Origin of the sequence: Stenotrophomonas sp. LMG 10879, assembly GCF_002750935.1 — a bacterium.
Lineage (GTDB): Bacteria > Pseudomonadota > Gammaproteobacteria > Xanthomonadales > Xanthomonadaceae > Stenotrophomonas > Stenotrophomonas lactitubi_B.
The window spans coordinates 96738-109198 of the sequence record NZ_PEJT01000010.1; the positions used below are offsets into that span (position 1 = coordinate 96738).

Here is a 12461-nt window from a genome sequence, read left to right on the forward strand (position 1 = left end):
GGCTCTGACCCCACTGTGTCACCGCATCACTCGTTCGGCGGCGTGGTCGCTTTCGCTTCACTGCCGAAACTGCCATCGGCTTCGGCGGCCAGATAGGCAAACACGGTGTAGGCCGCCACGTTCTGCGCCAGCGCCTTCGGGTCGATCTTGTCGAGCGTGTCGTCGGCGGTGTGGTGCAGGTGGAAGTAGTCCGAGCCATCCTGCGCCAGCCATGCCCACGCACCACCCTTGGCGGCCAGCGGGCCGACGTCCGGGCCCGGGCCGCCCTTGTCGGCCTGGTATTCGATGCCCAGCGGCTTCATCACCTCGGCAATCTGCTTGGTCGCCTCACGCGAACCTTCCGGGTTCGGCGAACCGGTGTTGAAGGCGTAGATGCGGCCAGCACCGAAATCGCTCTCGGCGGCCAGCTGGTGCAGGGCCACGTCCTTGGCATGCGCCTCGGCGTAGGCCTTGCCGCCGTACAGACCCTGTTCTTCGTTGGCAAAGGCGATCACGCGGATGGTGCGCTTCGGCGCCTGCTTGAGCTGGCCGATCAGATGGCCGGCGGCCATGGTGATGCCCACGCCCGCACCGTCATCGACTGCGCCGGTGCCCAGGTCCCATGAATCCAGATGGCCGCCGATGACGACTACTTCCTTCGGCAGCGTGCGGCCGGTGATCTCACCGATCACGTTGTACGAGGTCGCGGTGCCATCCCAGCCACAGTCCAGCGCCACTTTCACCGTGGTCGCGCCACGGGCGAGCAGGCGCGCCAGCTGGTCGGCGTCGGGCACCGACAGCGCCGCCGACGGCACCGGCGTCAGGCCGTCATCGAAGCGGGTGATGCCGGTGTGCGGCACACGGTGCGAGTCGGTACCGGCCGAACGCATCAGGAAGCCGACCGCGCCCTTGCGGATGGCCTCGGACGGGCCCTTGCTGCGGATCGCGCCGCCACGGCCATAGTCGCGGCCATCGCGGAACGGCAGCATCTGGTAATCGACGAAGGCGATCTTGCCCTTCAGCGAACCGGCCGGTGCGGCCTGCAGCGCGGCCAGATCGGCGAAGCGCACCACCTCGGCTTCCACCGTGCCGCCCGGGCTGCCACCCAGCGCAGTGATCTGCAGCGGCTGCGGGTTCCTGCCGGTCACCGCAGCGTGTTCACTACGGCGCTCCCACTTCGGGAAGGTCACCGGTTCCTTCCACACCTTGTCAAAGCCCAGGGCCTTGAACTTGGCTTCGGCCCAGGCCACGGCCCGGGCGTCGGCTTCGCTGCCGGCAATGCGCGGGCCGATCTCGGTGGTCAGCGATTCGACCACCTTCCAGCCGGTGTCATCGGCCAGCGCCTGGTCGCGCAGCTGTGCGGCGGTGGCCAGCGAGGCCGGCGGCAGGGTGGTGGCATGCGGCGCCGCGAAGGCCGGCGCGGCCAGCAGGGCGAGGGAGGATGCGATGGCAAGGACGCGGCGACGCATGGACAGCTCCGGGAAGGGTGTAAGCCTTGGAGCTTAACAGTCGTTCAGCGCCGCGCATGGGCGGGAGGTCATGGCCGCTGCGGACGCTGTTTTCCGCCAGATGCTGCAAAGCGAAAGCCCCGCCGGAGCGGGGCTTTCGTGTGCCATGTAGAGCCGAGCCCATGCTCGGCTGCCGTTTCCAGATCAGCCGAGCGTGGGCTCGGCTCTACAGGCGGCGGGGGCGCCAACGGCGCCCGACACCTTATTTCTTCAGGCTGTCGCGGATCTCGCGCAGCAGCACCACTTCTTCGGCCGGCGCAGCCGGTGCCGCTTCCTTCTTGCGCGACAGGCGGTTGATCACCTTGATCACCAGGAAAATGGCGAAGGCCACGATCACGAACTGGATCAGCGTGTTGATGAAATCACCGTAGCCGATCACCACTGCCGGGATCTCCTTGCCATCGGCGCCGATGCTGGCCGGCGACAGCGTCCACGCAAGCTGCGAGAAATCGACCTTGCCGATCAGCATGCCCAGCGGCGGCATGATGATCTTCTCCACCAGCGCGGTGACGATCTTGCCGAAGGCCGCGCCGATCACCACGCCGACGGCGAGGTCGATGACGTTGCCGCGCATCGCGAATTCCTTGAACTCGGTGAGCATTCCCATTGTTGTTTTTCTCCTGAGGGCGAGGGGGGGACAGCGCGCAGGGTAGCGCAGGTGATGTCAGCCGGCGATCACGCCGTGGCGCTCGGCCACGTTCTCAAGACGTGCGCTGAAACGGTCGCCGGGCTTCAGCGCGGCCACGCCGGACGGCGTACCCATGAACACCAGGTCGCCGGCACGCAGCTGCCACAGCTTGGACAGCTCGTGCAGGATCTCCGGCACGTTCCAGATCATCTGGTCGAGCAGGGACTGCTGGCGTACTTCGCCGTTGATCTCCAGCGACAGGTTGAGCGCAGCCAGGTCGCCGACTTCACCGGCATGCACGATCTCGCTGATCGGCGCGGAGGCATCGAAACCCTTGGCCGAATCCCACGGGTGGCCCTTTTCCTTGGCGGCGGCCTGCAGGTCGCGGCGGGTCAGGTCCAGGCCCACGGCATAGCCATACACCAGCGCCTCGGCATCGCCCACGGCCAGCTCGCCGGCGGGCGCGTCACGGCCGATCGCCACCACCAGTTCCACCTCGTGGTGCAGGTTGCTGGTGGCAGGCGGGTAGGGGATCACATCATCGTGGCCGACCACGATGGCGTCGGCCGGCTTGGTGAAGAACATCGGGCGGCCGCGATCGTCTGCGGCAGGCACGGCAGCGCCCATCTCACGCGCATGGTCGGCGAAGTTGCGGCCGACGCAGTAGATGCGGTGCACAGGAAAACTGCCGCCGCCAACAACCGGTACACGCGGCGTGGCTGCAGCAGGGATCACATCGGAGACATCGGACATGCGGGCATCCAGGAAGGGAGTGCCCGCAGTCTAGAACGCAGCAAGGCCCGCCGTCAGCGGGCAGCGTCGATCAGCGCGAGGCCGGCAGCGCCGACTTGCGCACCACGTGGTACTCACCCTCGACCACGTTCGGGTCGGCCGGGCGGCTCGGGCCGGGCTTGCGCGAAGCCAGCAGCTTCCACGCCAGGCCCACCAGGATCATGGCGGCACCGACGAATACGCCGATGAACACCATCGCGGCCAGGATCGCCAGGCCGAGCAGGCCTACGGCAACGCGCACCAGCGGATGGCGCGGCTTGCGCGGGGCAAACAGGGTGCGGAACTGGTTGAAGGCGAAATCGCGATTGAACATGGTGGCTCGATAGGCTGGAAATCAGCGAGCCATGAGTATCGGCAGCTGCCACTGTCATTGAGTGAAAAACTCGTTAAATACAGCCTTGGCTTATTACGGATCAATGACTTGTGTTCATGTCGCAGCTAGTCACATGACCAGGCATGCGACAATGCGCGATTCCGTCCGAGCCTTCGCCATGACTGCCGCTGTCGCCCTGATCACCCTGGATGCCATTGCCGATGGCGCGTTTGCCGAGGTTGAAGCGGTGGTCGATGGCGATGCCGAGTCGCTGCTGCTGTACCGCGACGGTGAGCAGGTGCGCGCGTTCCTGAACATCTGCCCGCACGCGGGCCGCCGCCTGGACTGGGCACCCGGCCAGTTCCTGAAGAGCCGCGAAGGCCACCTTGTCTGCGCCGCCCACGGCGCCTCGTTCGCGCTGGACAGTGGCGACTGCATCGCCGGCCCCTGCAAGGGCGACCGCCTGCGCGCCGTGCCGGTGGACGTGCGGGATGGGCAGGTCTACCTGGCCTGATGCATCGGTGTGCGGACCAACGGTCCGCACCCACCAAGCCAACAGTCCGCATCCACCAAGCCAACAGTCCGCATCCACCAAGCCAACAGTCCGCACCCACCAAGCCAACAGTCCGCATCCACCAAGCCAACAGTCCGCATCCACCAAGCCAACAGTCCGCACCCACCAGATCAACAGGTATCCAGATCCATCCACGCATGGCGTGGATCTACTGCAGATTGCAGCGATCTGTCGAAGGCGGGGTGGGTCCGGTTGCGGGGGCGTGAGCGCCATGGATGGCGCGACCGAGCTTACAGGGACGTACTTGCAGCGTCCCCCGCAACCGGACCCACCCCGCCAACCCACGGATAGCCAGCTTTTGCTGTTGCTCCGGCTGTTGCCGTTGCCGTTGCCTCTGCGGGTGCAGGGCGCAGCCCTGCCAACCAACCCCAACCCTCAGAACATCAGGTTGATCATCACCACCACCACGCACGTATAGATCAGCGACAGCGGGCCGCCGACCCGCCACATCTCGCGTGGGGTGTAGTTGGCCGGGCCGGTGATCATCGAAATCACCGGGTTCGACGCCGTCATCAGGTTGTTGGACGCCGACAGCGCCACGATCAGCGCGAACGCCGTGGGATTACCGCCTGCCGCCAGCGCCAGGTTCACCGCGATCGGCACCATCACGATGGTCGCGCCGACATGGCTGATCACCAGCGAGAACACCGTGGTCAGCAGCGCCAGCGCCAGCTCCAGCACCCAGATCGGAATGCCGGTGGGCAGCTTGTCGATGGTATGGCCGGCCACCCACGCCGCCGCGCCACTGGAATCCATCGCCCAGCCGAGCGGAATCAGCCCGGCCATCATGAATACCGTCTTCCAGTTGATCGAGGCATAGGCCTCGTCCATGCGCAGCACGCCGGTCAACAGCATGCCGGCCACGCCGGTCATCAGGGTCAGTGCTACCGGCAGCTTGCTGGTCAGCGCGATCAGGATGGTCAGCGCGAAGATCGCCATGGCGATCTTGAACTTGTGCGGGCGCTGCTCGCCGGTGGGATAGTCGGTCACCACCACGAAGTCGCGGCTCTTGGCGGCCTGCGCCAGGTCGGTCCAGATGCTGTGGAAGACCAGCATGTCGCCGGCGCGCAGCTGCACATCGCGCACATCCTCGCGGATCACCTGCTTGTCGCGGTTGATCGCCAGCAGGCTGATGCCGCGTTCCTTGCGCAGGCGCAGCTCGCCTGCGGTCTTGCCGATGACGCCGGAGGTCGGCGGCACCACCGCCTCGGAAATGCCGGCGCGGCTGGGATTGAACAGGTCGCCCAGGTGTTTCAGGCGCGAGGACATGCGCAGGAACTGGTTCTGCGCGAAATCGTGGATCTGCTGGCGCGGGCCCATCGCGCCGAGCACGCTGCCCACCCAGATGCGCATTTCCGCCGGCGGTGCCAGGCGGGTGTCATTGCCGGTCTTCAGTGCCAGCAGCAGCGGCGCGTCATGCAGGTTCTCCGCTTCGCCCAGGGTCATGCCGACCAGCGGACTCTCGGCGGTGACCACCAGCTCGAACACATCGCCTTCGATGCCGTAGGTCTTGGCGAAGTAGCTTTCGGTGCGGGCCGGCGTGGTGCCGTCGTTGACCAGGCTTTCCTCTTCCACCAGCTTGCGGTCGCCGTAATAGCGGAAATACAGCAGCGAGGCGATCAGCAGGGCGATGCCGATCGGCAGCGGCGCGAACATGCGCAGCGGCTCGATGGTGGCCAGGCCGGAGGGCAGGTTGTTGTTGGCCGAGGCCAGCAGATCGTTCAGCAGGATCAGCGGCGAGTTGCCGACCATGGTCAGCGCGCCACCCATTACGATCGCCGCCGAGATCGGCAGCAGCAGACGCTGCATGGTCAGCCCGGTGCGTGCGGCCAGGCGCGAGGCGACCGGCAGGTACAGCGCCATCACCGAGGGGTTCTGCATGAAGGACGAGTTCAGGCCGGCGATGGCCGTGGTCATCATCAGCAGCCGCTGCTCCACGCCATGCCCGCGCCGCAGCAGCCAGGCCGCGAGGCGGTTCAGCGCACCGGTGCGGTCCAGGCCCGCGCCGAGGATGGTGGTGGCGATGATGCTCATCACCGCGTTGCCGGAGAAGCCGCCGAAGATTTCCTCCGGCGCGATCAGGCCGGTCACGCCCAGCACCACCAGCACCACCAGCGCGACCACGTCGGCGCGGATGCGCTCGAACAGGAACATCGCCATTGTGAAGCCGACCAGCCCGAGCACGAGCTTCATGTCAGTGGTCAGCGTCAGCGCGGTATCCATGTGGGGCGCGGCGTCCTCAGGCGTTCATCAGGTGCGGTCGTACAACAGGTCCCAGACACCATGGCCGAGCTTCTGGCCGCGGGTCTCGAAGTGGGTCTGCGGGCGCCAGTCCGGGCGCGGCACGCTGCCACGCGGGCCGGCACGGTTGACCAGGCCGGGGGTGGCATCCAGCACGTCCCACATCTGCTCGGCGTAATCCTCCCAGTCGGTGGCGCAGTGCAGACGGCCACCGGAGCGCAGCTTGCGCACCAGCAGCTCGGCAAAACCCGGCTGGATAAGGCGACGCTTGTTGTGGCGCTTCTTGTGCCACGGGTCGGGGAAGTAGATGCGCACCTCGTCCAGCGCGCCATCGGCGATTTCCTTTTCCAGTACTTCCACCGCGTCGTGGTGGTACAGGCGCACGTGGTCGACGTTGTCCTCGGCCAGCGCGTTCAGCAGGCGACCGACGCCGGGCGCATGCACTTCCAGGCCGATGTAGTCGCGGCTGGGGTCATGCTGTGCGGCAAAGCGCAGCGCGGCCCCGTTGCCGAAGCCGATTTCCAGCACCTTGCGCGCATCGCGGCCGAAGGTGGCATCCAGATCACGCGGTTCACCGCTGAAATCCAGGCCGAAACGCGGCCAGCGCTCGTCGAACGCGCGCTGCTGGGCGGGGGTGAAACGGCCTTGCCGCAGCACGAAGCTGCGCACTTCACGGCGGCCTTCGTTGACCGTGAACGGCTTGGGCGGCGCCTTCGAACCGGCGCTGTCAAATGGATTGGTCATCAGCCGATCAACCCATCGATCGGCGAGGACGCACTGGCGTAGCGCTTGCGCGGAATGCGGCCGGCCAGGAATGCCTCGCGGCCTGCTTCCACGGCCTTGCGCATCGCGCTGGCCATCAGCACCGGGTGGCGCGCACCGGCGATGGCGGTGTTCATCAGCACGCCGTCGCAGCCCAGCTCCATCGCGATCGCCGCGTCCGAAGCAGTGCCCACGCCGGCGTCGACGATGATCGGCACCTTGGCGTCTTCGATGATCTGCAGCAGGTTGTACTTGTTCTGGATGCCCAGGCCCGAGCCGATCGGCGCGGCCAGCGGCATCACCGCAGCGCAGCCGATCTCTTCCAGGCGCTTGGCCAGGATCGGGTCGTCGGAGGTATAGACCATCACCTCGAAACCGTCCTTGACCAGCTGTTCGGCGGCCTTGAGGGTCTGCACCACGTCCGGGTACAGCGACTTCTGGTCGCCCAGCACTTCCAGCTTGGTCAGGTTGTGGCCGTCCAGCAGTTCGCGGGCCAGGCGGCAGGTGCGCACGGCATCCTCGGCGGTGTAGCAGCCGGCGGTGTTGGGCAGGATGGTGTAACGGTCCGGTGGCAGCACGTCGAGCAGGTTCGGCTCGCCCGGGTTCTGCCCGATGTTGGTACGGCGGATGGCCACGGTGACGATCCGGGCGCCTGCGGCCTCGGTGGCCAGGCGGGTTTCTTCCAGATCCTTGAACTTGCCGGTGCCGGTCAGCAGCCGCGAGCTGTAGGTCTTGCCGGCGATCACCAGCGAATCGGGGGAGACATGAGCGTTCATGACGCGATTATCGCTTATCCGCCTGAAGATGGGGTCGTCGCAGAAGGTGGGGTCGGATCCCTTTGCCACAGGCAACGGGCTCTGACCCCGCTGTCTCAACCACCGCCCAGCGCATGCACGATCTCCACCACATCGCCCTCGGCCAGCCTGTGCTCGGCGTGACGGCTGCGGCTGACGATCTCGCCGTTGACCTCCACCGCCACCCGGCGTTGCAGCAGCTGCTCGGCCGCGAGCAGGTCCAGGAGGGTCGCCGAAGCGGGCAGGGTGCGGGGTTCGCCATTGAGCTGGATGTTCATGCGGCCATTGTCGCTGATCGCCGGTTCGCATCGGAACCGTTGCAAGTTGTGCACTACACCCGTACCAGCAAAGCCCGCCGGGCCTGCCTCGGGCGACAATCCATGCGGCGGCGCAGCGTGAGCAATTGGCGGCGCAGTGAAACCATTCACCGTGCGCCGGCGTACGTGCGTCGGATCCCCAACGATATCCCCACAGGAGTTTTTACATGCTGCTCAGCAAACGCCCGATCCGCTCCCTCATGGCGGCCGCGATCGCGCTGGCCGCGCTGCCGGCCATGGCAGGCGAATCCCCCTACAGCCATGCGGTCTTCTTCGGTGACAGCCTGACTGACGCCGGCTACTTCCGTCCGCTGCTGCCGGCCGACGTGCGCCCGGTCACCGGCCAGTTCACCACCAACCCGGGTTGGGTGTGGTCGCAGCAGGTCGCCAATTACTACGGCCTCAATGGCGCTGCCAACGGCAATGGCCAGAACGGCGACAACTACGCTGTCGGCGGTGCCCGTGTCGGCGTCGACGTGGCCAGTGCCCTTGGCACCATTCCCTCGTTGAAGAGCCAGGCGGCCCGCTACCTGGCTGCCAACGGCGGCAAGGCTGACGCCAATGCCCTGTACACGGTCTGGGGCGGTGCCAACGACCTGTTCGCCGCAGCGCGTGCGCCGGCCCAGGCGCAGGCCATCATCGGCGCGGCCGTCACCGACCAGGTGGCCCTGGTGGGCGCCCTCAAGCAGGCCGGTGCCGAGTACGTGCTCGTCCCCAACCTGCCGGACGTCGGCATTGCTCCGCAGTTCCGTTCGCTGGGTCCGGCCGGTGCCGCGCAGGCCACCGCGCTGGCGGCCGGTTACAACAAGGCCCTGTATGGCGGCCTGAAGCAGGCCGGCATCGAGTTCATCCCGCTCGATACCTTCACCGTGCTGCGTGAAGTGGCGGCCAACCCGGCCATGTACGGTTTCCGCAACGTCACCGACACCGGTTGCAGGATCAACCCTGCTGACACCACCACCAGCATCCTGACCTGCAACCCGACCAGCTACGTCAGCCCGGATGCGGCCACCGCCTATCTGTTCGCCGACGGCGTGCACCCGACCACCGCCGGTCATGCGCTGCTGGGCCAGTACGCGGTGTCGATCCTCGAAGGTCCGCGCCTGCAGCAGGTGCTGAGCCATTCGGCACAGACCATCGGCCGCTCGCGTGCCGACCAGGTCAGCCTGCACCAGGCGGGTCGCCCGGCTGACGGCCTGTCGTGGTGGGGCGGCGTGCGCGGCGACATGCAGCGCTATGACCACGCCGATCTGTACGACGGCCTGGCCCCGGCCGGCCTGTTCGGTATCGACTGGGCGCGTGACGGCATGGTCTTCGGCGGCTTCGCCGGCTTTGGCCGTCTGAACGCCGACTTCGGCAACAGCCGTGGCGACTTCACCCAGAAGGACACTACCGCAGGTCTGTTCGCTGGCTGGTACGGCGACCGCATCTGGGTCAATGGCCAGGTCAGCTACACCTGGCTGTCCTATGACGTGAACCGCAAGGTCCAGCTCGGCCCGGCAACCCGCGAACACAGCGGCTCGCCGGACGGCAGCAACCTGACCGCCGCCCTGAACGCCGGTTACGAGTTCGGCACCGAAGGCGGCTTCCGCCACGGCCCGATCGCCTCGGTGATCTGGCAGCAGGTCAAGATCGACGGTTACACCGAAAGCGCCGATGCCGGCACTCTGGCTACCGCGCTGGGCTACGGCAAGCAGGATGTCGATTCCACCGTGGGCCGTATCGGTTGGCAGGCCCGCTTCGATGGCGGCACGGTCAAGCCTTACGTGCAGGTGACCTACGACCACGAGTTCGAAGACACCAAGCAGGCCAGCGCCTGGGTGCAGAGCCTGCCGGACGTGGGCATGTACCGCGTGCCGGGCATGGACTTCGACAAGAACTATGCAACCGCGATCCTGGGCGCGCGCATGGAACTGTTCGGCCTGCAGAGCAACATCGGCCTGAGCGCCACCACCCTGCAGAAGCGTGCGCAGGACGCGACGTTGTTTGCCAGCTTCAGCGGCAGCTTCTGATGCACACGACGGCGGGCCTGCGGGCCTGCCGTCTGCCCGACGGGCAGGCTGCAAGGGCCTGCCCGTTGCGTTTGAACACGTGCCCCGCATAGACTTGTTGGGCAACGCGGGCGTAGCTCAATGGTAGAGCTGTAGCTTCCCAAGCTACTGACGAGGGTTCGATTCCCTTCGCCCGCTCCATGTCTCCCAAGGGGCCGGGGCTTCTCCAGCCGCTCCGCGACTCTTCGACCGGTATAGCAAACTACGGTGGGAAATGATTGGCCTGCGTCATGTGCAGGTGATGTTGCTACGCACCAAGGGACTCCTGACGCCGTCAGAGTCTTCAAGATAACGATCAACCTCAATGACAGCGCCTGCAACTGGGCGCACAGTAGTGCAATTGGCAGCTGCACTCAGTGTGCCTGGCGTGCTGCCGGGAGATACGTACTGCGTGGAATTCTGGCTGCAGTGGTAATCCGGAGGGCAGGTCACAACTTTGCTGCGAAGGTACAGCGGATAGGTCGGTGATCCCGTGAACTGGAAGCTATAAGGAATATCGGTGAGATGTGGGCCGGTGACCGGAGGCAGACTAGTGATCGTCAGTGGTCGACAATCGGTCTCGCCCGCTCTGTACGTTCGGTAGCCCTTCTCCACCCCCTTCATGGCCGCAGCACGGAACTCTGAGTCCTGAAGTGCTTTGGCGTCTTCGGTGTTGGAATGGAAGGCTACTTCAATCAGTGCTGTGGGCATCTCTGCATCGCGGACTTCTGCCTTGTTATTGCCATTGACGAGGTTCGGCCTGATGATGAAGTCCGCGTAGTTCTCCAGCGCATTTATCTGCTCTTTCATGTAGCAGAGAATGTTGTTGGAAAGTTGTACAGATGATGGATCATCCAGTTTGGTCATCACCAGCGCCCCGCGTGCGGTTGCAGTGGCCGCGTTGGTATGCAGAGAGATGAAAGTCTCTGCATTGATGTGATTGGCGTATCTGGCGCGGGCTGCGATGTCATCGTCCTGCTCGCGAAGTTCACGACGGTTGGGCTGGCCGTTGGGGAAGCGGTTCCAGATTGCGGGGCCCTCGTCGGGCAGCAGTGACTTGATGTAGTAGCGAGCGGCCAGATCTTTCCAGGATAGATTGCTTTCCTCCTCGATGAACGGATTTCCGATGGCCCTTGTATGCCGGACTTCGGTGACGAAATCTCTGCTGCGGGAGGTGAGCCATGTGTTGAGCATCGAAGCAAAGCGCGGTGTGATGTCGTCTTCGTGCACGTCGGTGGTGCCTGCATAGGGTTCAGGTCGCTCGTACTCCCAGGAATTACTCCCATAGTGGAAGTACTTGCCGTGGCCAGGATTGATGACAACCAAACCCGGCACGGGGGCTGACGCAGCGCGAGTGCTGCGCTGGTCCTTGTGTTTCAGTAGACGCTCTGGGGGAAGGATTTCATTGATCGTTTTACCCCCGATTCGTGCAATAACGTACTTGAATCCGACAGTTCCGGAGAGGTACTCGTAAAGCTCGGCCTCGATCTCGCCGATCTTTTCGCCGAAACTCTCACTCAGCTCCGTCGCCCCTTTAGGAAAATAGCCCGAATCCAGATCAATCCAGACTATGCCTGTAGAGGGCTCAGGAGTGATCCGGACAAGTACATGCTCTTCTTGGCCCGGTAGCCGCGTCTGCTGATCCACAAAACGCTGCAGTTCAGGCTCCAGCTGTCGGAAAATCGACATGCTTTCCGCCACAGAGGGAAGTCGCTGTTGCTGCTGAGGCTGTGTTTGTTGCGTGCTTGCATTGGCGGCGAGTGCTACAGAAAGTGCCAGCCCTGCGACGATACAAGCCAAGCTCCCACGTTGCGTAACAGACATCATGCATCTCCTTTGCTGATGGATCCCCTGCGTCCGAGGTTATCAACAATGATCGCGTCGTTTGAAGTCAGGTAACTCCCCGTCTATTGCAGGTAATTCCAGTCGGCGAAGGTGAACGGTGGCCTTTCCATGCGTGCAAGATGCTGGGTAGGGGAATGGCCAAGTGCTGTCGCGGCATTGCCCTACGGCGTCGAGCTGGCTGGGGCGCCCTCCTGACCTCGCACATTCAAAAGTCGCTTGGGCGAGCGATTCAGATTGGCCCGCTTCGTTCGCATCGGCTAGATTCTGTCGGGCCCGATTCAGGCCGAGCGCGGGGCGTTCGTTTCCAACAATCCGCATTTCCCGTGCAGGCAGTGCGCGGTAGCGTCCAGACTCCTTTCAAGTGGAAACATGCGCGTGGAAAGCAGGGATGACGTTGTCACACGGCTGCACAGGATCTTTCTTTCCGCCGGCATCGGCTCGGCCAAACAGGTTGAAGCGGTTCGAGCACTCGGGCGCGCCGGTGGTCCGGAGGCCGCGCGGCTGATCGGGCAGATCTATCAGGAGGCCTTCAGTGGGTCGGCGATCCAGATGGCCTGCATCGCGGCACTGGGCGAAGCGGCGCGCACATATCCGCCGGCGCTGCCAGGCCCCGATTGAGCGGGGCGGTCACTGCCGCGCGTGGACCGAACAGCATCATCCAGGCGCAACGCCGCCACG

General features: G+C 65.0%; 12 protein-coding genes and 1 tRNA gene. 4 read left to right on the plus strand and 9 right to left on the minus strand.

From position 1 onward, the window contains the following. Positions 1 to 26 precede the first annotated feature (26 nt). The 4 genes from CR919_RS16045 to CR919_RS16060 all read right to left on the minus strand — a co-directional run bounded on the left by CR919_RS16045 (position 27) and on the right by CR919_RS16060 (position 3220). A complete protein-coding gene (locus CR919_RS16045; RefSeq protein WP_089236617.1) occupies positions 27 to 1448 on the minus strand; it encodes a M28 family peptidase in 1422 nt (473 codons plus the stop codon). 241 nt (positions 1449 to 1689) lie between these two features. Next, positions 1690 to 2094, minus strand: a complete 405-nt coding sequence (mscL, locus tag CR919_RS16050) for a large-conductance mechanosensitive channel protein MscL (RefSeq protein ID WP_046985469.1) — start codon at positions 2092 to 2094, stop codon at positions 1690 to 1692. Between the two features lie 57 nt (positions 2095 to 2151). Further along, the gene (locus CR919_RS16055; RefSeq protein WP_089236616.1) at positions 2152 to 2868 is read right to left on the minus strand and encodes a fumarylacetoacetate hydrolase family protein; all 717 of its coding nucleotides are present in this window, start codon (positions 2866 to 2868) and stop codon (positions 2152 to 2154) included. Positions 2869 to 2938: 70 nt separating this feature from the next. Next, positions 2939 to 3220 carry a hypothetical protein gene (locus tag CR919_RS16060; RefSeq protein WP_089236615.1) on the minus strand — a complete coding sequence of 94 codons (282 nt, stop codon included), beginning with the start codon at positions 3218 to 3220 and terminating at the stop codon, positions 2939 to 2941. Between the two features lie 178 nt (positions 3221 to 3398). Between CR919_RS16060 and CR919_RS16065 the strand changes: the two genes are divergently transcribed. Beyond that, complete coding sequence (locus tag CR919_RS16065) at positions 3399 to 3734, plus strand: Rieske (2Fe-2S) protein (protein ID WP_049469607.1); 336 nt, start codon at positions 3399 to 3401, stop codon at positions 3732 to 3734. A gap of 435 nt (positions 3735 to 4169) precedes the next feature. Here the strand turns inward: CR919_RS16065 and CR919_RS16080 are convergent, their stop codons facing one another. The 4 genes from CR919_RS16080 to thiS form a co-directional block, all read right to left on the minus strand. Continuing rightward, a complete protein-coding gene (locus CR919_RS16080; protein WP_025874276.1) occupies positions 4170 to 6017 on the minus strand; it encodes an SLC13 family permease in 1848 nt (615 codons plus the stop codon). A 27-nt stretch (positions 6018 to 6044) separates the two neighbouring features. Continuing rightward, a complete protein-coding gene (gene trmB / locus CR919_RS16085; RefSeq protein WP_099820863.1) occupies positions 6045 to 6779 on the minus strand; it encodes a tRNA (guanosine(46)-N7)-methyltransferase TrmB in 735 nt (244 codons plus the stop codon). Next, a complete protein-coding gene (locus tag CR919_RS16090; RefSeq protein ID WP_089236612.1) occupies positions 6779 to 7573 on the minus strand; it encodes a thiazole synthase in 795 nt (264 codons plus the stop codon). Before CR919_RS16090 ends, trmB begins: the two co-directional genes overlap by 1 nt. Before the next feature lie 95 nt (positions 7574 to 7668). Next, the gene (thiS, locus tag CR919_RS16095) at positions 7669 to 7869 is read right to left on the minus strand and encodes a sulfur carrier protein ThiS (protein WP_049463882.1); all 201 of its coding nucleotides are present in this window, start codon (positions 7867 to 7869) and stop codon (positions 7669 to 7671) included. 206 nt (positions 7870 to 8075) lie between these two features. On the opposite strand from thiS, the gene CR919_RS16100 reads away from it, so the two are divergent. Then, positions 8076 to 9920 carry an autotransporter domain-containing protein gene (locus CR919_RS16100; RefSeq protein ID WP_099820864.1) on the plus strand — a complete coding sequence of 615 codons (1845 nt, stop codon included), beginning with the start codon at positions 8076 to 8078 and terminating at the stop codon, positions 9918 to 9920. A 106-nt stretch (positions 9921 to 10026) separates the two neighbouring features. Continuing rightward, positions 10027 to 10100: transfer RNA gene (locus tag CR919_RS16105), tRNA-Gly, on the plus strand. 87 nt (positions 10101 to 10187) lie between these two features. Here CR919_RS16105 and CR919_RS16110 read toward each other — a convergent pair. Then, on the minus strand, positions 10188 to 11762 hold the full coding sequence (locus CR919_RS16110; protein WP_133119627.1) for an N-acetylmuramoyl-L-alanine amidase: 1575 nt from the start codon (positions 11760 to 11762) through the stop codon (positions 10188 to 10190). A gap of 390 nt (positions 11763 to 12152) precedes the next feature. On the opposite strand from CR919_RS16110, the gene CR919_RS16115 reads away from it, so the two are divergent. Next, positions 12153 to 12401: a hypothetical protein gene (locus CR919_RS16115; RefSeq protein ID WP_243380257.1), complete on the plus strand. Its 249-nt coding sequence runs from the start codon at positions 12153 to 12155 to the stop codon at positions 12399 to 12401. The last annotated feature ends 60 nt before the right edge of the window (positions 12402 to 12461 follow it).

Coding starts and splice junctions, on each gene's coding strand:
- CR919_RS16100 (WP_099820864.1), top strand. CDS start 8,076: ATGCTGCTCAGCAAACGCCCGATCCGCTCCCTCATGGCGGCCGCGATC.
- CR919_RS16065 (WP_049469607.1), top strand. CDS start 3,399: ATGACTGCCGCTGTCGCCCTGATCACCCTGGATGCCATTGCCGATGGC.
- CR919_RS16115 (WP_243380257.1), top strand. CDS start 12,153: ATGCGCGTGGAAAGCAGGGATGACGTTGTCACACGGCTGCACAGGATC.
- CR919_RS16045 (WP_089236617.1), bottom strand. CDS start 1,448: ATGCGTCGCCGCGTCCTTGCCATCGCATCCTCCCTCGCCCTGCTGGCC.
- CR919_RS16055 (WP_089236616.1), bottom strand. CDS start 2,868: ATGTCCGATGTCTCCGATGTGATCCCTGCTGCAGCCACGCCGCGTGTA.
- CR919_RS16090 (WP_089236612.1), bottom strand. CDS start 7,573: ATGAACGCTCATGTCTCCCCCGATTCGCTGGTGATCGCCGGCAAGACC.
- CR919_RS16060 (WP_089236615.1), bottom strand. CDS start 3,220: ATGTTCAATCGCGATTTCGCCTTCAACCAGTTCCGCACCCTGTTTGCC.
- CR919_RS16080 (WP_025874276.1), bottom strand. CDS start 6,017: ATGGATACCGCGCTGACGCTGACCACTGACATGAAGCTCGTGCTCGGG.
- thiS (WP_049463882.1), bottom strand. CDS start 7,869: ATGAACATCCAGCTCAATGGCGAACCCCGCACCCTGCCCGCTTCGGCG.
- mscL (WP_046985469.1), bottom strand. CDS start 2,094: ATGGGAATGCTCACCGAGTTCAAGGAATTCGCGATGCGCGGCAACGTC.
- CR919_RS16110 (WP_133119627.1), bottom strand. CDS start 11,762: ATGTCTGTTACGCAACGTGGGAGCTTGGCTTGTATCGTCGCAGGGCTG.
- trmB (WP_099820863.1), bottom strand. CDS start 6,779: ATGACCAATCCATTTGACAGCGCCGGTTCGAAGGCGCCGCCCAAGCCG.